General features: G+C 46.8%; 16 protein-coding genes. 15 read left to right on the top strand and 1 reads right to left on the bottom strand.

Features of this window, described 5'->3' with window-relative positions:
* Positions 1–6 precede the first annotated feature (6 nt).
* The 7 genes from LCM29_RS08705 to LCM29_RS08675 are packed head-to-tail and all read left to right on the top strand — an operon-like array spanning position 7 to position 9573.
* Positions 7–792: a carbohydrate ABC transporter permease gene (locus LCM29_RS08705; protein WP_214694276.1), complete on the top strand. Its 786-nt coding sequence runs from the start codon at positions 7–9 to the stop codon at positions 790–792.
* 18 nt (positions 793–810) lie between these two features.
* Positions 811–2799, top strand: a complete 1989-nt coding sequence (locus LCM29_RS08700) for a beta-galactosidase (protein ID WP_224862081.1) — start codon at positions 811–813, stop codon at positions 2797–2799.
* Positions 2796–4862 carry an alpha-galactosidase gene (locus LCM29_RS08695; RefSeq protein WP_224862079.1) on the top strand — a complete coding sequence of 689 codons (2067 nt, stop codon included), beginning with the start codon at positions 2796–2798 and terminating at the stop codon, positions 4860–4862. Before LCM29_RS08700 ends, LCM29_RS08695 begins: the two co-directional genes overlap by 4 nt.
* A gap of 22 nt (positions 4863–4884) precedes the next feature.
* On the top strand, positions 4885–6069 hold the full coding sequence (locus tag LCM29_RS08690; RefSeq protein ID WP_412093974.1) for a galactokinase: 1185 nt from the start codon (positions 4885–4887) through the stop codon (positions 6067–6069).
* A complete protein-coding gene (gene galE, locus LCM29_RS08685; RefSeq protein WP_224862077.1) occupies positions 6066–7070 on the top strand; it encodes a UDP-glucose 4-epimerase GalE in 1005 nt (334 codons plus the stop codon). The genes LCM29_RS08690 and galE overlap by 4 nt, the downstream gene beginning before the upstream one ends.
* Entirely contained in the window at positions 7067–8596 is a 1530-nt protein-coding gene (locus LCM29_RS08680) for a UDP-glucose--hexose-1-phosphate uridylyltransferase (RefSeq protein WP_224862075.1), read from the top strand. The genes galE and LCM29_RS08680 overlap by 4 nt, the downstream gene beginning before the upstream one ends.
* Positions 8597–8610: 14 nt before the next feature.
* On the top strand, positions 8611–9573 hold the full coding sequence (locus tag LCM29_RS08675; protein ID WP_224862073.1) for an aldose epimerase family protein: 963 nt from the start codon (positions 8611–8613) through the stop codon (positions 9571–9573).
* A 211-nt stretch (positions 9574–9784) separates the two neighbouring features.
* Here the strand turns inward: LCM29_RS08675 and LCM29_RS08670 are convergent, their stop codons facing one another.
* Positions 9785–10675, bottom strand: coding sequence for a helix-turn-helix domain-containing protein (locus LCM29_RS08670; RefSeq protein ID WP_214744367.1), 891 nt, complete (start codon positions 10673–10675; stop codon positions 9785–9787).
* A 609-nt stretch (positions 10676–11284) separates the two neighbouring features.
* Between LCM29_RS08670 and LCM29_RS08665 the strand changes: the two genes are divergently transcribed.
* The 8 genes from LCM29_RS08665 to LCM29_RS08630 all read left to right on the top strand — a co-directional run bounded on the left by LCM29_RS08665 (position 11285) and on the right by LCM29_RS08630 (position 21539).
* A complete protein-coding gene (locus tag LCM29_RS08665) occupies positions 11285–11578 on the top strand; it encodes a hypothetical protein (protein WP_224862071.1) in 294 nt (97 codons plus the stop codon).
* Between the two features lie 712 nt (positions 11579–12290).
* On the top strand, positions 12291–14372 hold the full coding sequence (locus tag LCM29_RS08660) for a dynamin family protein (protein WP_224862069.1): 2082 nt from the start codon (positions 12291–12293) through the stop codon (positions 14370–14372).
* Positions 14365–16578 carry a dynamin family protein gene (locus tag LCM29_RS08655; RefSeq protein WP_224862067.1) on the top strand — a complete coding sequence of 738 codons (2214 nt, stop codon included), beginning with the start codon at positions 14365–14367 and terminating at the stop codon, positions 16576–16578. Before LCM29_RS08660 ends, LCM29_RS08655 begins: the two co-directional genes overlap by 8 nt.
* Entirely contained in the window at positions 16551–18935 is a 2385-nt protein-coding gene (locus LCM29_RS08650; protein WP_224862065.1) for a dynamin family protein, read from the top strand. The genes LCM29_RS08655 and LCM29_RS08650 overlap by 28 nt, the downstream gene beginning before the upstream one ends.
* A gap of 11 nt (positions 18936–18946) precedes the next feature.
* Positions 18947–19708, top strand: a complete 762-nt coding sequence (locus tag LCM29_RS08645) for a hypothetical protein (RefSeq protein WP_224862063.1) — start codon at positions 18947–18949, stop codon at positions 19706–19708.
* Complete coding sequence (locus LCM29_RS08640; RefSeq protein WP_224862061.1) at positions 19689–20009, top strand: hypothetical protein; 321 nt, start codon at positions 19689–19691, stop codon at positions 20007–20009. The genes LCM29_RS08645 and LCM29_RS08640 overlap by 20 nt, the downstream gene beginning before the upstream one ends.
* Complete coding sequence (locus tag LCM29_RS08635; RefSeq protein ID WP_224862059.1) at positions 20006–20869, top strand: hypothetical protein; 864 nt, start codon at positions 20006–20008, stop codon at positions 20867–20869. The genes LCM29_RS08640 and LCM29_RS08635 overlap by 4 nt, the downstream gene beginning before the upstream one ends.
* A gap of 148 nt (positions 20870–21017) precedes the next feature.
* Complete coding sequence (locus tag LCM29_RS08630) at positions 21018–21539, top strand: DUF1643 domain-containing protein (protein ID WP_224862057.1); 522 nt, start codon at positions 21018–21020, stop codon at positions 21537–21539.
* Positions 21540–21569 lie beyond the last annotated feature (30 nt).

Below are 21569 nucleotides of genomic sequence, written 5' to 3'. Positions count from 1 at the left end.
GTAGCTATGGAACTGCAAACGAAAAAAGGAAGATGGTTCACCAATATTGGTCTCTCGCTCATGGCGGTCCTCTGGTTGTTCCCAATCTTCGTCATGTTCAAGGAAAGCTTACGTGTCAACGGCTTTGAAAACTATATCGCGACGCTTCAAAACCCGAACTTCCCACAGTTCGTCATCAACAGCTTCATCGTCGCCTTCTTTATGATTCTCATTTCGATCTCGCTTCTCGCCTTTGCGGCGTTCGGCTTCTCGAAGCTCCAGTTCGCTGGGAAGCGCCTATTGTTCAATCTCGTCTTGGCAGGATTGATGCTACCGGTCGCCTCGCTCATCGTGCCGCTCTTCTTCACATTGCGTACGCTTGACGGGCTCAACAGCTATTGGGGATTGATCGGTGCCGAAATCGCCTTCTTCCTCCCGTTCGGGCTCATGCTCATCAAGAGCTACTTTGACGAATTGCCGAACGAATTGATGGAAGCGGCGCATATCGACGGGGCGTCGACGTTCCAAATCTTCTATAAAGTCATGATGCCGCTCGCCAAACCGGCGCTCGCGACAGCGACAATCTACGCGTTCCTCAACTCGTGGAACGAGTACTTGATGGTCCTCACGTTCATGACGGACCCGGCCAAGCAGACGGTGACGATGGCACCGACCTTCTTCACGGAAGCGCTCGGCGGGGACCCTGGTAAACTGTACGCCTCGCTCGTCTTGATCAGCTTGCCGACGATGGTGTTTTATATCTTCTTCCAACGCTTCTTACAAAAAGGCATGACTTCGGGAGCGGTCAAATAATCGATTGAGGTGAACAACATGTATTTAGGAGTAGATTACTATCCAGAACAGACGGACCGTGCGCTTTGGGACGAGGACGTCCGCTTGATGAAAGAGCTCGGGGTCAACGTCATCCGTATGGCCGAATTCGCCTGGACGATGATGGAGCCGGCAGACGGTGAATTCGACTTCTCATTTTGGGACGAGATCGTCGAGACGTTCGGCGAACACTTTGACATCGTCCTCGGCACGCCGACGGCGACACCGCCCGCGTGGCTCATCGAGAAGTACCCGGACATCCTCCCGGTAACGAAAGACGGTGTCCGCATCAGTTTCGGTGCCCGTCGTCATTATACGGTCAACAGCCCCGTCTACCGCGAGTACTGTGAACGCATCACCCGCAAGATGGCGGAACGGTACGGTCGTCATCCGCGCGTGATCGGCTGGCAGACGGACAACGAGTATGGACATGAACAGTCGGACCGCTCGTACGGCGACGTCGATCAAGTGGCGTTCCAGGAATGGCTGAAAGAACGTTACGAGACGCTCGACGCGCTCAACGCGGCTTGGGGGACCGTCTTCTGGAGCCATACATATACGGCATGGACACAGATTCCGGTCCCTCGCACCGTGTTCCAGGAACACAACCCGTCGCTTCTCGTCGATTTCGACCGTTTCTGCTCGGACGCGTATCGCTCGTTCAACAAACTCCAAGTCGACACGCTCCGTCCGCTCATCCACGAGGACGCGTTCATCACGCATAACCTCGTCTATAGCGACATGGCGATCAACCAGCAACAGATGGCCCAAGACCTCGACTACGTCTCGTTCGACAACTACCCGGTCTGGGGCGGGTTGCCGGAACCGAACCGTTTCGAGAAGACGGCGCATGACCATGACCTATGCCGCTCGTCGAAACAAGGAAAAGGGTTCTGGGTGATGGAGCAACTCAGTGGGGCCCAGGGATGGAGCCGCATCGGCTACTTGCCACGACCGGGACATATCCGCCTCTGGACACATCAAGCCGTCGCCCGTGGCGCCGAGGCAATCGTCTACTTCCGATTCCGTGCCGCTGACTTCGGGACAGAGGAGTTTTGTCACGGCATCATCGACCATGATGGGAAGCCGAAACGGAAATTCGAAGAAGTGAAACACGTCATGTCAGAGCTTCACGCACACGGTGACATGATCAACGCGGCTGCATACAAGTCGGACGTCGCCGTCTATTTCGACCAAGAGAACTTATGGGCGTGGACGCACCAGCCGCACTCGGACGCGTTCAACTTCAAACAAGAGTTCGTCCGCTTCTATGGTGCGGCCGTCCGTCAAGGGGTCAATACGGATATCGTCTTCCCAGGTGACGCGCTCGACGCGTATAAGCTCGTCATCGTCCCACTCTATTTCCTCGGGAATGATGTGTTCGACGAGACACTCATCGACTATATCGAGAACGGTGGGAACGTCATCTTCACGTATCGCACTGGGGTGAAAGACCCAATCAACCGTTGTCACAACTTGACGCTCCCAGGCAAGTTCGCCGAGTACGCCGGGATTGAGATTGACGAGTACGAGAGCTTACAAGCCGTCCAGTCGAACGAGGTCCGCCTCGGCGACCAAGTGTCTGAGGCGAACATCTGGTGCGACTTGATCACGCCAAAAGGTGCCGAGGTGTTAGCGACTTACGGGCAGGCGTTCTATAAAGGAACGGCGGCCATCACGCGTCACACGTATAAAGGCGACGTGACGTATATCGGCTCATCGGTCGATGATGCGATGCTCGACACGGTCTATCACGAGGCACTCACACGCGCCGGCATTGACGCGCACCGACTCCCGGACGATGTCGAGAAAGTCGATCGTCATGGGGACGGGCAGTTGATCCGCTTCTATTTGAACCATTCGACCGAGGTCACGTCATCTATCGAACTTGACGGTACGTGGCAGACGCTCGACGGGGAGACGGTGACGGGCACGCTCGAACTCGAACCGCTCGCGGTCGCCCTCCTCAAACGGGAGGTGGAAGCATGATTGTTCGTCACGACAATCGGTTCGTCCTCATCGGGACGAATCTCACGTACGTGTTTGATGTCGATGCGCGCGGTCGTCTCGTCCATCAATATCTCGGTGGACGCCTGCATGAGTCAGACATCAAAGAACTGCCGGATGCACGGGTGTTGCACTCGTCGTTCGAGACACCGGAAGGGGTGGCCGCATACGAGTTCACCTCGTTCGGCGACCTCGTCTATACGGAACCGACGTTGAAGAGTCATACCGAGACGGAGCGGTTGCATGCGTTCGCACTCCGTGATGCACGGATCGATGACGAGACGCTCGAGATCGATTTGTTCGACTCCATTCAGTCCCTTCACGTGACGCTTCAGTTCACGCTCTATCCGGCGTACGACATCATCGCCCGGCGCATGAGCATTAAAGCAGGAGAGACGGTCACGCTCGATAGCGCACAGTCGTTCAGCCTCGGACTCATCGAGCGCGACATGCGACTCCGTCATTTCAGCGGGGCGTGGACGAGCGAGTTCCAACTTCAAGAAGGACCGCTCCTCCCAGGTAAGAAGACGATTGAAAGCCGTCGCGGGTTGACGAGCCATCAAAGCAACCCGTGGTTCGCACTCGACAGTGACGCCACGGAGACACAGGGAGAAGTCGTCTACGGCTTCCTCGGACACTCCGGCAACTGGGCGATCCATTTTGAGAAAGACCAGTTCGGCTTCACGCAAGTGACGGGCGGAATCAACCCGTTCGACTTTGCGAAGACGCTTCAAGCGGGGGAGTCGTTCACGACGCCACCGGGTTATATCGGTTATACACAGCGCGGATTCGGCGGTATGAGCCAGAACGCCCACGATTTCGAGCGCGACGTCATCATGCCGGAAGCGACGCGTGACGTGTTGCGCCCGGTCCTCTACAACTCGTGGGAGGCCACCTATTTCGACGTCAGCGAGGACGGACAGAAACGTCTCGTCGACGAGGCGGCCGCCATCGGCTGTGAGTTGTTCGTCGTCGATGACGGCTGGTTCGGTGAACGTCACTCGGACGCGGCCGGACTCGGGGATTGGCACGTCAACGAGACGAAGTTCCCGAACGGGCTCGACCCGCTCGTCCGCTACGTCGAGGAGAAAGGTCTCCAGTTCGGGCTATGGGTCGAACCGGAGATGGTCAACCCGGATTCCGACCTGTACCGGGCTCACCCGGAATGGATCTACTATACGGACGGACGCCCGTCGACGACGTCGCGGAACCAGTTCGTCTTGAACCTCGCCTTGCCTGAAGTCGAGGCGCACGTGACGAAATGGCTCGACGAGTTGCTCGGACGACACGACATCCGCTACATCAAGTGGGACATGAACCGTGCCTTCTCCGAGCCGGACAGCCCACATCTATGTGACGCCAAGGAACTGTGGCTCCGTCACGCGGAAGCGGTGTATCGCATCCTCGACACGCTACGGGAAAGACATCCGAATGTCGCGTTCGAGTCATGCGCCGGTGGCGGTGGACGGATTGACCTCGGTGTCCTCTCGCGCGTCGAACAGGTTTGGACGAGCGACAACACGGACGCACTCGACCGTCTCACGATCCAGGAAGGCTTCTCATACGCCTATAACGCCAAGATGATGAGCTGCTGGGTGACGGACGCGCCGAACTGGTTGAACAATCGTTCGTTGCCACTCGGATACCGGTTCGTCAGCGCCATGCAAGGGACGCTCGGCATCGGCGGCAACTTGCTCGAATGGACGAAAGAAGAATTGGCAGAGGCGAAAGAATGGATTGCGACATATAAGACGATCCGTCCGCTTGTGCAGCACGGGACGAGCCATCGTCTCGCCTCGCTCAAACGGGACGGCTTCCACGCCGTCGGCTATACGGACGGAGAAGACTACGTCGTCCTCGTCAACGCCGACCGACGCCAATACGGGAAGAACCGCTTGCGCGTGAAGCTACGCGGACTCGACCCGGAACGGACGTACGAACTAGAAGGGCGCCGCGTGAGCGGACGCTATTTGATGGAACAAGGCATAAACCTCACACAACAAACAGACTATGACGCGTATTGCCTGGTCATCCACCCGGCATGAGCGATGGAAGGGATGAAGCCGTATGCTTTCATTTGATATGGAACAGCTGAGACAACAATTCGAGGAGGTGTTCGCCGTGTCAGTGGACCGGGTGTTCTTCGCACCGGGTCGCATCAACTTGATCGGCGAGCACACCGACTATAACGGAGGGCACGTCTTCCCATGTGCGATCACGTTCGGGACGTATGGACTCGTGAAGAAGCGGGAGGACGATTTGATTCGTGTCTACTCACGCAACTTTGAAGATGTCGGCATCGTGTCGTTCCCGGTGACGGACGAAACATACGAGGCGAGCCACGACTGGGCGAACTACGTGAAAGGTGTCGTCACGCTCCTTCGACAAGACGGGCACGACATCCACGGGTTCGACTTCCTCCTCGCGGGCAATATCCCGAACGGGGCGGGTCTCTCGTCATCGGCTTCCCTCGAACTCGTGACGGCGTTCATGTTGAATGAAGTGTACGGTCTCGGTCTCGAACGGCTTGACCTCGTCCGACTTGGACAGAAGGTTGAGAATACGTTCATCGGCGTCAACAGCGGCATCATGGACCAGTTCGCCATCGGGATGGGCAAAGCCGGGCAGGCGATGCTCCTCGATTGTGAGACGCTCCATCATGATTACGCACCGATCGCACTCGACGGGTACGATATCGTCATCATGAACACGAACAAACGACGCGAGCTCGCCGACTCGAAATATAACGAACGTCGACGTGAATGTGACACGGCGCTCGGGTTGATTCAACCAAAATTCGACGTGGCGTCACTTGGGCAGCTGTCGATGGAGGCATTCGAACAAGTCGCGATTGACTTACCGGAGACGCTCCGCAAACGGGCACGCCACGCCGTCTCGGAGAACGAGCGGACGAAACTCGCTTACGCTGCTTTACAAGAAGGACGACTCGAGACGTTCGGTCAGTTGATGAACGCATCACACGCGTCGCTTCGGGACGACTATGAAGTGACGGGGCTCGAACTCGATACGCTCGTTGCGGCCGCCCAAGGCTGTGACGGTGTCATCGGGGCCCGCATGACAGGGGCAGGATTCGGTGGCTGTGCCATCGCCATCGTTCGACAAACGGATACGAACGCGATGATCGAACAGACATCCGCGAAGTATGAAGAGACGATCGGTTACGCGCCGACATGTTACGTCGCCTCGGTCGGGGACGGCGTCCGAGAACTCGTAGAGGAGGAAGTGAAATGAGTGTACTTGTCGTCGGCGGTGCCGGCTATATCGGATCGCACGCCGTCCGTGCCTTATTGAAAGACGGGGAAGACGTCGTCATCCTCGACAATCTCCAGACGGGACACGTCGAGTCGATCCCACAAGACGTCCGTTTCTATGAAGGAGACTTACGTGACCGTGCGTTCGTGAAAGAGGTATTTGCGAAAGAAAGAATCACGGACGTTCTTCATTTCGCTGCGAACTCGCTCGTCGGTGAATCGATGACGGACCCGCTCGCTTACTATGACAATAACGTCTTCGGGACACAAGTGCTCCTCGAGACGATGCGGGACGCGGGGGTGAAGCGGATTGTCTTCTCCTCGACGGCCGCGACATACGGTGACCGGACCGTCATGCCGATCGATGAGACGGCGCTGACGAACCCGACGAACACGTACGGGGCGACGAAGCTTGCGATGGAGTCGATGATTCGCTGGTGTGACCAGGCGCACGGTATCCGCTCGGTCGCGCTCCGTTACTTCAACGTCGCTGGCGCAATCGCGACCGGGGAAATCGGGGAGGACCACGACCCGGAGACACACCTCATCCCAATCGTCCTTCAAGTGGCGAACGGGCAGCGTGATGCCATCACTGTATTCGGTGATGATTATGCGACAGAAGACGGTACGTGTATCCGCGACTACATCCACGTCCAAGACCTCGTCGATGCGCATCTTCTCGCACTCCGTTATTTACGGGAAGACGGGACGAGCGATGTGTTCAACCTCGGGACGGCGAACGGACTATCCGTGCTTGAAATCGTTGAAGCGGCACGTCGCGTGACGGGTCATGACATCCCGGTCCGACTCGGTGAACGCCGCGCCGGCGACCCAGCGAAGTTGATTGCCTCGTCCGACAAGGCTCGCCGCGTCCTCGGTTGGACACCGACCCGTTCAAAGGTCGAGACGATTTTGACGGACGCGTGGAACTGGCATGCGAGCCATCCGTCCGGTTATCAGGCGAAAGAGGTGAGACGATGATTGATGTGACGATTGAGGCGCTCGTCGAGGCAGCGATTCGTGCAGAGTTGATTGACGAGCAGGATCGGATCTATTCACGGAACCGTGTGCTCGCCACGCTTCATAAACTCGATATGGACGTCCCGATGTCTGTGCCGTCGATGGAAATTCCGGACGCATTAGAGGAGCTGGTCGCATATGCGATCGAACAGGAATTGATCGAACCGATCCTTGAAGAGAAGGACCGCTTCATGGCTGAGGTGATGAACGTCTTCGTCTCGAAACCGTCTGAAGTGACACGTCGCTTCAATGAACTTCGTGCGACGGACGTGACAGCGGCAACGGATTATTTCTATCGGATGAGCCAGGCGTCGAACTATATCCAGACACGACGGATCGCGAACAACATCACGTACAAGGCACCGACCCGCTATGGCACGCTCGATATCACCATCAACTTGTCCAAACCGGAGAAGGACCCGCGTGAGATCGCACTCGCCCGGACGCAGCCGACCCCGACATCGAACTATCCGAAAGGATTGCTCGCGATCGAGAACGAAGGCTACGGCGGACACTTGAAACACCCGGCGCGTGCGAACCACCGCGTTATCCCGCTCACGCTCGGCGGACAGCCATGGTCGTTCCAATATTCACCGTATCTCTACTACAACGAGCACTCGATCTTGTTGTCGAACGAGGTGCGCGACATGGTCATCGACCGGGGCGCGTTCGAGCGTCTGCTCGACTTCATCACACAGTTCCCGCACTACTTCGCCGGGTCGAACGCGGACTTGCCGATTGTCGGCGGTTCGATTTTGACGCACGACCATTATCAGGCCGGCCGCTACCGGTTTGCGATGGACGATGCGCGCGTCGTCTCGATGTATCGCTCGGAGCGTTATGACCAGGTCGAGATTGAGACGCTCTACTGGCCGCTCTCGGTCGTCCGTCTCCGTTCCCGTCAACAAGAACAACTCGTCATGTTGGCGAATCAGTTGCTCGGGTATTGGCGTGACTATGAGGACGAATCGAGTGAGGTCATCCCGTATACGGACGGTGTCCCACATAACACGGTCACTCCGATTGCGAGACGACGGGACGGGCGCTATGAGCTCGACCTCGTCCTTCGCAACAACCGGACGAGCGACGCACATCCGGACGGAATCTTCCATCCACATGCTGACGTGCATCACATCAAGCGTGAGAATATCGGCTTGATCGAGGTGATGGGACTCGCCGTCTTACCGGCACGCCTGAAGACAGAACTCGAACAAGTCGTACGATATGTGGCAGCCGAAGATGTCGAAGTTGAAGCGATGCATCAGGAATGGGCGGACGCGTTACGGAAGAAGGCAGGCGACCCGAAAACAATCGTCGACCAAGCCGTCGTCGACAAGTTCGTGAAAGGACTCGAAGACGCCGGAGTCTTCAAACAGACAGAGACGGGGCAGGAACGGTTTGATGTGTTCGTCCGTTCGCTCTTGAGTCATGTCGATAAAGTGGAGTACGGAACACCAAGGTCGGGAATGAGAGAGAAAACGAACTAAAGGTGGTTGTACGAGTGAAACAAGCGACGATTCAAAACACCAACGGCATGAAACTATCCGCCATCGACTATGGCTGCGCGATGACGGAACTGACGGCCCCGGACCGAGACGGCAATCTCGACTCGGTCATCTTGAAATATGGGGACGTCTCTCAATACTTAGAAAACCCGGTCTATCTTGGGTCGGTCGTCGGGCGGATTGCCGGACGGATACGTAACGCGGAGATCGATGGTGTCGCCTTGACCCCAAGCGAGGCGCCCCATCATATCCATGGAGGCGACAAAGGCATCACGGCCCGTCATTGGGAGATGGATGCCGACGAGCAGTGTATCCAGTTCACGTATGTGAGCCCGGACGGGGAAGAAGGCTACCCCGGAAACGTCTTCTTCAAAGTGTTATATGAACTGACAGATGACAATGAACTGATCGTCACGATGACGGCGGAGACGGACCAACTGACGTGGGTCAACCTGAACCATCACAACTACTTCAATCTCGGGGGACGCCCGACCATCCACGACCATGAGCTGACGCTACCAGCTGATTCGGTCGGGGTGCTCGATGCGGAATCGCTGCCGACAGGGGAGTTGCGTGATGTGAGCGGGACCCCGTTTGATTTCCGGTACGGGAAAGCGGTCCGAGAAGCGCTCGCGTCAGGAGACGAAGCCATTGCAAAAGCCGGCGGACTCGATCATCCGTTCATCTTGAAGGACGGAGAGACGAGGCTATATGACCCGGTGAGCGGGCGGACGATGACGGTCGAGACGAATCAACCCGTCATGGTCGTTTATACGGGCAACTTCCTCAGTGAAGAGACGCCAGTGACACTCAGCGGCCGACAAAAACATAGCGCGATTTGTCTCGAGGCCCAGGCGTTCCCGGACGCCCCGAACCATCCAGACATCGCGACCTCGATCGAACTGAAACCGGGTGAGTTGTATCACTCGCGGACGGTTTATCGGTTTGGGGTGGAGTGAGAAAATAGATCTGATGACGTAATAGCGTCATCAGATCTATTTTCTCATAATGGTTACATTTAACGATTTAAAATTAATTATTTATTTTTATATTACTGTGTTGAAGAATAAAAACGAGTTCATGACACGGTAGAGTCGATTTTTTAGTTTCTTAAATATGTGCAAAAAGTATTTTGTTAGTAATGAACGTTGCACACATAAGAAGAAGTTATTACTCAAATAACTGTTCAGGATGCATAGTCTTAAGATAATCTGAGATTTTTTTCTCTTCAATTAATTCATAAATACTTACTTTATTCAAAACATTCATGATGAAATCAGTCGCAACATACATTCTATACACATCTTCGGTAAAGTTATAAAGTCTCTCAACGGCATATTCTTCAATTAATTTTGCAGGTTGTTTCCCAATCTCATATGGGTGACTTAAATTTGACGCTAACCAGTAATGATTAGAAGCTTTTTTAAGTAACTCTTTTAAAAAGAGGGAGTAATTCTTTTCAGTATCTTCTAGTATTAGGTTATAATTTTCTATCATACTTTTAAAAGTGATGTTTGGATCATTTTTTTGTTTTTTCCAAGAGTTGATTGACGAACTAACATCGAAAGAGCTGTATCTAATTTTTTTAATTTTGTATTGTACATCAGAATGTACAAGGGCAGAAGTTAGTAAGTGAATAGCAACTTGAAATCTTTCTATTAATACCCTGCCATTTCTATACTTTGAGAGCATTGATTGTCTCTCGCTAAAGATTTCATAGTCACCGTCATTGCGATTAATAAACTCACTTATCCAATTGTTTTTTGATTCCTCGTTCATAAAGTTAAGTGAATCATCAAATGAATATGACAGTGGAGTGAATTCGAGTGAGCTTTTTTGAAAATAGGATTCATAATTATTTTTTAATTTTTCAGGTGAATATTTTAAAGTTCGCCCAATTTTTTCAAACCAATCTTCCTGGTTTATAGGGTCACCTTTTTCTACTCTGATGATACTACTTCTATGGATACCAGTTTTTTCTGCAAGTACAGATTGCGTCATATTTAAGGCTTTTCTGCGCTCCCTTATTAAACTTCCTGGATGGGTACCGAAAGTATTCATATTAAATTCCTCCTTGTAACTTAACAATTTTATTTAATACACATCTATATAATAACGACTTTTTTATAAAAAGTTATTTTTTTTTGATATATTTAATAGAAAAGTATCAAAAATATCTTATGTGTAGTATTATTTCCTCAGAGAGTCGCATTTTAAAAGTGAATAACGCCGAGTGATTTCTATTATTATCAACTGTTCTGCTGTAGAAATTTATATCAATGTAAGAGAATATGAAAGACTAAACTTAGTAGAGTGTGGTGAGAACTTTATAATTGTAGCACTGCGTTTCAATTTGAAGAAGGATTAGAGATTTCACTGGATTTATCTTTCGGAGGAGTGAACTAAATGAATAATTTCATATGTTATAGTTGTGGCTTTCGGATTCATGACAAACAAAATGCGTTAATAGTTATTGAAAAAAGTTTTAGTGGTGAATATATTGCAGGTTTTATTGTTCATAAACAAAAATGCGATGATAAACTTATAGCGCAAATTAATAAGAGAAGAAACAATTCTAATTCCTCTATGGAACTGTCAGCCTTTAACACAGATTTGGAACTAATGAAGTATCTAGAAACTGGAAAACTCTAGACTCAAGGGGGCTATGCTATGAAAGTGTGTGAAGAATGCAAAACTAATGTAGAATTCTTAGTGTATATCGATGACGCATCAAATTCCGAAATTTGTGAAAAATGTTTAGGAATACACTTGAAAAGAAAAGATATAGTCCGTTGCGACGACTGTGAACAGTATATTGAATTTGAAATTTCTAAAGAATATGAAGACGAATACGGCGATAAAATATACTATTGCGAGGGGTGCGATGAGAGTCAAATTCCAGATTTCGTTGATAGTGAGAAAGAGTATGAAGAATATCTAGAAACTAGAAATTTTGACGATTAATCCTGAAACAAAAAACAATATTTATAGATTGACCTATAGCGATATAAGTCATACTTAGAAGATCTTGATCAGGCTGCTTGATTCCCGTATTTTAACGGTTTTAGGCAGTCTGATTTTCATTAAATACGTTCTTAGTTATAAAAAAATAATTGTGTTTAACCCGTTCGTAAAACTTGTGTGCTCTTAAGAAAATAAGTTTGAAGTAGTGAAAATTCTTAAAAGTCTTAAAGGCTTAACAATTTTCAGAAATAATTCTTTTCAAGATTATTTAATTATCATGCACTTAATTTAAAATTCGTATTTCTCCATGATTTTTTTAATCCTCCATTGAACATTTAGTTTGTCTTAAGCTACTCTCGATTTCAATTCGTTTGAATATTCGTTATTGAACATACAAAAACACCTTCATTACAAATGATTTTAAAAGTGTTCGTTCTTAAGCCTTCGTCCCTAAGATTATGTGCAATATTTCAATAATTTAGATTAGTCTAGACTACCAATTTGACAAAATGGTAGTTTTTTTTTGCTTTTTGGTTAGTAAATCAAGAATTCTGAGAACATATGCTTATTTAGCCAATCTCTTTTTTTAAAACTAGAATAATTATCAATTAATTATGAAGAATCACTATTTTATTGACCTTTAACAAAAAAAGTAAGACTCACTTTCGTAAAATTCCTTATAATAACAACTGAGGAACAAGGAGGGTTATGCTTGGAATTATTAAGTAAAGAGCAAATGAAACAATCACTTGAGGAATGGGTTTCTTTATATGCAGATGATCCATTCCTTGCAAACGATATTCAACATCTTCAAGACCACTTTGAACATACAAGAAGCCAAATTCTTGCAGTCGGTCAGTTTAGCGCAGGAAAATCAGCTTTGCTCAACGCATTGCTCGGTCATACATACTTAAAAGCACACACGAACGAAACGACAAAAACGATTACTCGAATCTTTGCTATACAGAATGGACAACTCCCGACTTTTAAAACTGTTGCTGCTAATGGAGAAGTCATTGAAGAAGGGCGAATGGATTCCGAGAAAATTGAAAAGTACACGACTTTTCAAAAAGAGTCTTCTGTATCCTTAGAACCACGTTATGTGGATCTTTATCTCGATGTTCCATTTCTCAATGATGATTTGATTTTAGTGGACACTCCTGGTGCGAACTCACGAACGATTGAAGCGTTCGAGACGACGGAGGATATTTTATTCTCTTCAGCGACGGTACTTTACCTGTTTCAGGCACCCCGAGGAATTGATGTGGTCGATGATGAATTGATTCAACGCTTTCTCCAACAAGGCAAACATGTCATTCTTGTCGGAACCCGTTATGACACGATTAGCGAGACACAATGGCAAGACGTGAAAATGGCAATGGAAAAAAGGTTAGCTACCTATTGTTCGGATATCCCGGCTATATTTCCGGTAGCATCGCTTCAGGCGATTGAAGCTAAACATTCGGGAAATGAGAAGCTGCTTGCTGAATCGGGACTTCTGCAGCTTGAACAAGAGCTTTCTATGTATATGGAGACGAAAGCCTATGAAAGCTCGGAACTAAACAGTCTGCAACATGCGTATGAAGAAGTGATGTTACGAATCGAATCGTACGAAAGTGTGAATCAGTCTTTATCGATAGAACAGGAAAAAGAGCGTCAACTGCGTGAAGCACGACTTCGACAATTGATTATCGAGAGTTACGATCACATTGAAACACATGGGACGAACTTGCTAGCAGATATCACATTTGATTCAGACTCAGCTGATGAACAGTTGCTCCTTCAACTGAAAGAAGTGCAAATGAAAAAGAATAAAGAAGAGCGACAATTCCGAAAAACTTTTCGACGAGAAAGTGATAAGCATTTGGAAAAGTCGAAATTTCAAAGCGTCATGACTGAATATCAGACGTATCAAGATGAATGTCTATCTTTACTCAAACAATGGAATGAAGAGGTTCATTCCCTGTTTACGAATCATGTGGACCGACGTCGTGTAGATATTGAAGATGAACTTGCTCGCTTCTTTCAAGCGATGGAAGTGTTCGATTTGGAACACAAGGTGAACTGGGATATAGCTAAAGTCGAATTGAAGAGTAACGTTCAACTGAATGAAAAACTGGATTTAATGCAAATGATTGAAAATCGAACAAAAGAGATGAAACAGTTCAAATCGAAGCGTACGAGGTTAATCAACTCATCTAAACGTGCGGATCAAAAGCTCAAGGAACTGCCTAAACAGCGTGACATAAAAGTTACAGACATTGGTGCAGATTGGAAGCTTGAGATTCAATCGCTTGGCAAGATGCCTGAAGTCGAAAGGAACGTCGAAGTAAAACGGAAGTGGCTGTTATTTAAAGAGCGCACTGTGCATAGAGATTCGACGGCTCGCGATGAGTGGTCGGAAAGGTATGAACAGTTGAAGCAACAACATGATCAGACACTTCAACAAGTAATGGAGCAATCCGCCAAGCAAATGAAAGAAGCGGAAGAAGAATTAGTGAGGCTAGAGGAAGAGATTCGGCTTCACGAAAAGAAAATAGGCGACTATGAGACAGACACCATTCAAGAGATTCAAGAATTGCTTCGTTTCAGTTCTTCAGACACTCAATTTATGGATGAACAAGCCGAGGAGATTCATGCGACGATTGTCGACGCGCTAGAAGATACGAATGAAGCGATGTCTCAAGCATTACGCCAATTCACAATTAATTTTAAGAAATACATTAACCAAGAAAAAGCGAAGACACTCCAACACCTTCACGTGACTCGCTATAAAGGAGAAACTCATGCGTAAAGAATTTACTCAACAACTTGATGCGATTACTCAACTTTTTACAGAAGCCAAACAGACGGCAGAAGAAACGTTATCCGTATTTCCTGATTACACCGAGTTACAAGATTGGATGGAACTCCTACAGCAACAAGAAAAACAGTTTTTGCAACAACGCTTTGAAATCGTTGTCGTTGGAGAATTCTCGACGGGTAAATCCACCTTTATTAACGCTTTGTTGCAGAAGGAAGTGTTGCCGTCACGTGTCACGCCAACGACGGCAACCATCAACTTCATCCGTCACCAGACGGAAGGTCCGGGTCATGAATGTGCCATCGTGCACTACTATGACGGTAAAGAAGAAGAGGTGTCTTTTGACCAACTCGATCAATATGTGACTGAGATGAGTAAGTTGTTGGATGTATCACACGCCATTCGACATGTTGATTTATTTATCGACTCCCCTTATCTCCAGAACGGTGTTGTTCTTGTCGATACACCAGGGCTACAGGCCCTTAACCCTGAGCACGAACGTATCACAAAGGACAAGATTCGGACGTCTCAGGCTAGCATCCTACTCTTCAACATGGAGCAACCTGGAAAACGGACAGAGTTTGAGTTTTTGAAAGACCTGTCGGATTCGATCGACCGCATTTTCTTTGTCGCAAACCGGTTAGACGGCATTCCGAAAAATGAGATTGAAGAAGTCGTTCGATTACTTGAAACCGCATTGCGTCAAAACGAATATTGTAATGTGCCATTGGCCCAAGTTTATCCGGTCAGTGCCCTTCAGGCATTGAAAGCTCATGATGCAACTGTCGAACCCGATAAGTTTGTAGATTGGTCGATCGAAGACTTACGTACTGCCTCACGTTTTGAGATGTTCGAAGAGAAGTTAGAACATTACTTGTTTGACGGTGAGCAGACGAGAGATGCCTTGCAGTCTCCTTTCTTTGATTTGGAGCAGTACTATAAACGCATGGGTGGCTTGCTTCACAAAATTGAGGATGTGTTGAATCAATCCATTGATGTCGAAGAAATGGCGAAACAGTTCGATTTGCTCAAACTTCGTTACGACGTACGGCGAACAGAATTAAATCAACAAGTTAGAGAGATTAAGAAGACGTTCGACACGTCCATCGAAAAAAGTGTGGAAGACTTAAAAACAAGTGTCATTCAACTTGAAAATGAATTGATTGATTCAATGAATCAGATTGAATGGATTGGGGACTTAGAGGACATCGAAGAAGATCTAGAACAACATACTGACCAACTCGAGCAATTATTCCAGCAATCCTTGAAGAAGCTATCCAAAACGTTGAAGCGTGAAATGGATGAGTATGTCGAGCAATTTGATCTTCAATTTAAAGAAGAGGTAGCCATTTCATCAATGCCTGTTTCTTTAAAAGTGAAGCAGCGACAAGTCAACACACATGCGACTTCTCAATTTGAGCTTGAGGATATTGAGGAAAAATTGAAAGGTATGGATGAAGACTACCAACAACTAATTGAGCTTAGAAGAGTCAAAGGGATAAAGAGTGAAAAGAATCATCACTATGAGACGGAACGTAAACTTTTGCAACAAGAATTAGAGAGCAACGCACTATTACTGGGACAAAATCCAAAACGTATTGAAAAAACGGTCATTCGAACGCGTGTGATTCTATCGGATAAAGTAAATAAGATGTGGGTTGAAAATAAGGAGTATGGACGTTTGATTGAGCAACAAGATGAATTACGAAGAGCGCTTCGAGAATTGACAGCTCGTCACCATGACAACACAGACGGTCTCATCGAAGGGGTTAGTCGATTCGATACGATGGAAGAGTGGAGAAAAGCAAAAGAAGAACTCGAAAGAGAAAAGAAACGGATTCGTTTCGAACAGATGAAAGAACAAAATGAAGTGGATAAAAAAATGGTGACAAAAGAAGTACGTCGAGTCATTAAACAAATTAAGAGTAACGGAAGACGACAACGTGATGAGTTTGAAACGTTCTTTGAAGAATGTGACACGCTTCAAGTTGCCAGACGAGAAATCGATTTACATTTAGAAGCTCAAGATGAGCTGCTAGCAAGTCTCCGCGAAGAACAAACCGTGATGGAAAAGATGATGAACGAGTCAGCAGAGGAAAAAGAACGAATTCAACAACTATTAAGTCGTGTATCTGTAGATTTAGAACAAGCGAAAGAGAGGTTACAAGAATGCAAATTGAACGTACTTCTACCTTAATCAATGAATCCCTTATGGAAACGGTGCAGCAAGAGCTCGGTTTATTGGAACGTGAGGAAAAAGAATTTGCCTCTCTGTTTGGCTCTTTACAAGACCAAACGGTTCGAGTCGGCGTATTTGGGTCATTTAGTGTCGGGAAATCAGAACTTCTAAACCGAATCATCGGGAAATCGCTTCTTCCTACCCATACGAATGAGTCAACGACAATCTTGACCACCATCGGTTATGGCGAACCAAAGATTCATGCTACGACAACGGATGGCGAGATTGAATTCGTCAGTTCAGAAGAATTTTCTCAGTATGTAGCGAGTGGTACACAGAAAAACTGGACATCCATTCACATTGCTACTTCTGAACTTGCGAATCAGCCGACGCTACAGCTCGTCGATACACCAGGACGCAATACAAAGTATGCCCATCACATTAGCATGACTGAAGAAGCGATGCTCCGTTGTGATGCGGCCATTTATGTGATGTCATGGCAAGGACTAACGGCGGAAGACATTCTTTACTTAAAACAGTTGATTCCGTATCAACCAAATTTGTATTTTGTCATCAACAAAATCGATCACTTATCGGAAACATCGCTTCAAGAAGTTATGGAGCATACGACGAATCAATTAGTTGAAGAGCTTGGCAAGTATTATCCACTTGTTGCTGTCAGCGCGAAAACTGGTGCCGGTTTGTCACAAGTAACTGAACAGTTGATTCCTGATTTAGTGACCAATACGCACGCACTTAAAGAAAGTCGTTTCGTACATGCAATGATTCATTGGTTGGATCAAGTGACCGTACGTTTAGAACAAGACTTATATCTTCAAAAGTTAAGTGCAGACGAGACAGGTGAACAATTACAAGAAGCGATGGAGCGGGTTCACCTTCAAAAAAATCAATTGAATGAACAAGTGGAAATTGAATTATCTCAATTTCACGAATCATTGAAACAAACTTACAAAAAGATGAAAGAAATAATCGAAGAACAGCTTGAATGGGCACAGAATCAATTAGAATCTCAATTGATGACGAAGCTCGATGAAAATGTCGCTCAAGAAGTACTAATCGAGCTGCGCAGAAATGTCCATGACTCCGTGAAGCGTGACTTAGATGGACTATTAAGTGGGATTCGTTATACGTTACAACCGATTGAGGGAGACGTGACGGTTAGCTTTAATGCGTGGTCGTTTGATGAGTTCCAACAAGCTTATGATGAACGGCGTCAACGTATGGTGGAAGAGCATGAAGCAAAATTAGCTGAGATTGCTATCGTGGAATCGGATTCTTCTGCAGAAGCTGTCCAGATATTACGTGATGAACTTGAAAAATTACAAGATATGTTGCATCAACCATATGAGCCCGTATACGTCGTTGATGAATCGTTTGATCCTCACAAAATGGAAAAAACCATGAAAATGGTCGGACGTGTCGCAGATATTGGTGCTGCAGTTGCATTGGCTGTACTGACACAAGGGGTCAGTGCGGGAGCGCAAGCAGGTGGGAAAGTTGCAGGGAAAGTTGCAATTACTGAAGGCGTAAAGCAAACAACTGGAAAAATGGCGAAAGACCAACAAAACAAAGAACAAGAGAAAAATGAGCAAGAACAAAATCAAGAACAGCGTCAAGACGAGAACTCTGAAAATGAACAAGAAAATCCAAAAGAAGCGGCGAAACGTAGAAGGAAAGAGATGTTAACAATCATTGCGCAAACTGCGGTAGTGGAGACTGAAAAACGTTCTACTAAGAAAGAGGTCTCGATGTGGAAAACGCTTGATCAAATTACGAGTCCTCTAGAAACGGTTGCTGTTCGAATCGGTAAATCGATGGATGCTGATCGGCAACAAGATATGCGTATTGATTACGAGCATCAAGCCCGCTTCCACGCAGAGCGTCAACAAGTGTTGCACGCCTTCACGAAAAAACAAGAATTGTTAGATGAGATGCTACGCGAGGCTGGCGAAAAAGAAACACTTAAACAAAAAATCGATCAGAAGCGACAGTATTTACAAGACGAACGCGAACGACAGCTTCAACAGTTAGAACGAGAAGAAATCGAGGCAATGAAAAAGGCTGAGACACAACACATCCAAGAACAAGTAGAAGGAACGGTAGACAGGCTCATCCGAGAAGAGGGTGAAGCATTCGAGCAATGGTTACAACTTGAGACGCTCAACATTCAACGAGTGATGGAAGAAGAATTACCGCGGCATTATCGTGAAGAATTAGGTGAATGGGAAGAACGTCTCACGAAACTAAAAAATGAGGAATCAACTGAACGAGTTGAATTTGATGCATCAGAGGCAAACATTGAACGTCAGATTGCCTACATTGCACAATTGAAAACGGAGATTTTACAAAAATGAAGTGTATGACGATGCTCGGGCAGCAGATTGATGCTGCCCGTCTCACTTCTGAATATTCGTACTGGCAAGCGTTGAGCAATGAACCGACACCCACCTACACGTTTCAAAGAACGAAGTTGTTTGTTGTTGGAGAGCCGCGACTTGTCACTGAATTGTTTAAAATATCCGTCACCTCGTCTAGTCCATTTCCGATTCGAGAAGACTCGACATTTACGTTGACGAATTTCTATGACGTGGAATATGTTCATCCGAACGATTTACATCATATATCGTTTAGGGCGAATCATACTGTCAGCGTCGTCATAGGGGATCGATTGGAAATATGGATGAAGCCTTTGCTCGATCGTAGACAATGTCACACCGTCATTTCAAAAGATATTGTCTTAAAAGGAGACATGTGGTCGTGGATTCATCAAGTTTCCTTTGACACCTTTACTTTTTCGGATTTGTTAAAGAAAAATTCTTTATCATTTCATCAATCAGTACCTCCAATCGCTTTATCCTTTTTGAAGCATGCAGGTCTTCGCCTTGAGACAAAGGATGTTTCTTATGAAGAATGGCAAACCGAATGGTTGAACATTGGGATGGATATGTTGAACGAGACTTGGCTCTACTATGGCTACCCTCCCCGGCCTTATTTTCAACAAGTGGTCAAACGCTTAATTCAACTGGAGCAAATTGGAACGCTTGATTTGTATGGAAAGCGGGATGTGGCTCAGTGGTTACAAGTGTTAAGGAAATGGGGGAGTCTGAATGATTCATTTGCTGGATGAGAACTGTCGAAAAATCGAAAGTAATCTATCACAGTTTCTAACGAGATATCGACCAGATTGTCTGGAAGATTGGCGACGATTTTGTGAAGCGTTAGAAGCATTGTCTGTGGTGGAACGAACGAAACGACTAGATGATGTCGCAACCATTTTCCTAGAAACGATTTATCCAAAAGTAGCATTAGAAAAATGGACAACCCTCGAACATGCTATGGGTCAAAAAGTATCGAAAGACACTATGCAACTTTTTTATGAAACACTTCCTGAATGGCATGAGGAAGTGAAATTGGAGGATTTGAAATGAAGAACTATCAACTATCGGTCACCATGGCGATTGCAGCAGGTTCGCTCGCGGCCATCACACAAACGACAGATTGGGTGAAATGGACGTTGATTGGCGTATTCTCGTTAGCGATTTTCGCAGTCGGTCAGACACTCTTTAACATGTTTGAAGAGTCAAAAAAACAAACTTCTGAGAATCAACAAGCTCTTGTGAGCGAGCTTAACAACTGGCAGAACGTTCTGTCGCACCAATCGCAACAGTCTCAAACCGAATTGTTCGCACTTATGAATTGTCATCAAGCAGAATGGTTTTTGAAAATGGATGAGTTTTTCACAACCAATCGGCAGCAACACCTTGAGCAAGAGAAGCGTTTTTCGCGTATTCAAGAAAACTCGCAACACGTTCACACGGAGCAGGGGAAACGAGATGAACAACGCCAAGTGTTGATTACAGAAAGTATGGAGCGTTTGTCTACTGCATTGCATACGCAATTCGAACAATTGGAACGAATGCATACGAGTATACAACATCAACTCGAGACGCAACGAACACATACAGAAAGTCAATCAGAATTTGGTACGAAACTGTCTCGGTTAGTGAAGAATCAAAATTTATTGTTGCAAGATATACAGGAAGAACTCAATACTGTAAATGAGCATGTCGAGGAGTCGAATGAGGCATTTAGTTCTTCTCAAGAACAGATGAAAGCGATGTCGAACCATTTCGAAGATCGGATGCGCTTATTCCATGAAGGCATTGTAAAGTTATCTGAGATTGTAGATGAATTATCAGAATCACGAGCCATCGAAAGACAAGAAGCTCTACAGGTTCAAGAAGGACTAATTGAGAAGTTGAAACGGTATCAAAAAATAGATGCATAAAACAACAAGATCAGTTCAAATTGCCTGAGGCAAAACAGACTGGTCTTGTTGTTAATATTTAGTCATTCACTTCAGTTACAAATTATTAAAAAATTATACATTTTATTAGTGTATAATCATGCTAATAATAGGAAGAGGAGATGGTAAGGTGAGCGGCAATTGGGATTTATCTTATCGTGTTCATGCATTGATTGACGAATCAAAAAAGTATCGATATCAATTTACGTGTGAGTGGAATGATGGGGGGCGCTACGTTACATTCATCATGTTAAATCCTAGTGTCGGAAATCAAACCCAACCTGATCCGACTCTTCGTAAATGTATAAGTTATGCAAAAAAATGGGGTTACGATGGCATAAAAGTAGCGAATTTATTTGCTTACATTTCTACAGATCCAACCGCACTAAAGAATATTGATGATCCAGTTGGTCCAGAGAACGACCATCATATTTTAGAAATGGTACGCGAATCGGAACAAGTCATTGTTGCGTGGGGACAAGCTCTCCCAAGTCCTCTCAAGACGAGACGAATTCAAGAGACCCTTCATTTATTGCGCGAACACGATAGCTATTGCCTAGAACGAACGGTCAGAGGTAACTATCCGAAACATCCACTGTTTTTAAGGGGTGATCTAATACCCGTGATTTATCAGAAAGCTCTAGAAACATAAGTAGCACCTGCTCATCTCATTAAATGAGCA

Origin of the sequence: Exiguobacterium aestuarii (assembly GCF_020171655.1) — a bacterium.
In the GTDB taxonomy this organism is placed as follows: Bacteria; Bacillota; Bacilli; order Exiguobacteriales; family Exiguobacteriaceae; genus Exiguobacterium; species Exiguobacterium aestuarii_A.
The sequence above is the reverse complement of the archived record's forward strand: the minus strand, read 5'-3'. Positions and strand labels throughout refer to the sequence as shown.

Excerpts from the sequence above, each read along its gene's own strand:
- LCM29_RS08655 (WP_224862067.1), top strand. The coding sequence starts at position 14,365 with ATGCGTAAAGAATTTACTCAACAACTTGATGCGATTACTCAACTTTTT.
- LCM29_RS08645 (WP_224862063.1), top strand. The coding sequence starts at position 18,947 with ATGCTCGGGCAGCAGATTGATGCTGCCCGTCTCACTTCTGAATATTCG.
- LCM29_RS08705 (WP_214694276.1), top strand. The coding sequence starts at position 7 with ATGGAACTGCAAACGAAAAAAGGAAGATGGTTCACCAATATTGGTCTC.
- LCM29_RS08670 (WP_214744367.1), bottom strand. The coding sequence starts at position 10,675 with ATGAATACTTTCGGTACCCATCCAGGAAGTTTAATAAGGGAGCGCAGA.
- LCM29_RS08635 (WP_224862059.1), top strand. The coding sequence starts at position 20,006 with ATGAAGAACTATCAACTATCGGTCACCATGGCGATTGCAGCAGGTTCG.
- LCM29_RS08680 (WP_224862075.1), top strand. The coding sequence starts at position 7,067 with ATGATTGATGTGACGATTGAGGCGCTCGTCGAGGCAGCGATTCGTGCA.
- LCM29_RS08640 (WP_224862061.1), top strand. The coding sequence starts at position 19,689 with ATGATTCATTTGCTGGATGAGAACTGTCGAAAAATCGAAAGTAATCTA.
- LCM29_RS08690 (WP_412093974.1), top strand. The coding sequence starts at position 4,885 with ATGCTTTCATTTGATATGGAACAGCTGAGACAACAATTCGAGGAGGTG.
- LCM29_RS08650 (WP_224862065.1), top strand. The coding sequence starts at position 16,551 with ATGCAAATTGAACGTACTTCTACCTTAATCAATGAATCCCTTATGGAA.
- LCM29_RS08695 (WP_224862079.1), top strand. The coding sequence starts at position 2,796 with ATGATTGTTCGTCACGACAATCGGTTCGTCCTCATCGGGACGAATCTC.
- LCM29_RS08665 (WP_224862071.1), top strand. The coding sequence starts at position 11,285 with ATGAAAGTGTGTGAAGAATGCAAAACTAATGTAGAATTCTTAGTGTAT.
- galE (WP_224862077.1), top strand. The coding sequence starts at position 6,066 with ATGAGTGTACTTGTCGTCGGCGGTGCCGGCTATATCGGATCGCACGCC.
- LCM29_RS08700 (WP_224862081.1), top strand. The coding sequence starts at position 811 with ATGTATTTAGGAGTAGATTACTATCCAGAACAGACGGACCGTGCGCTT.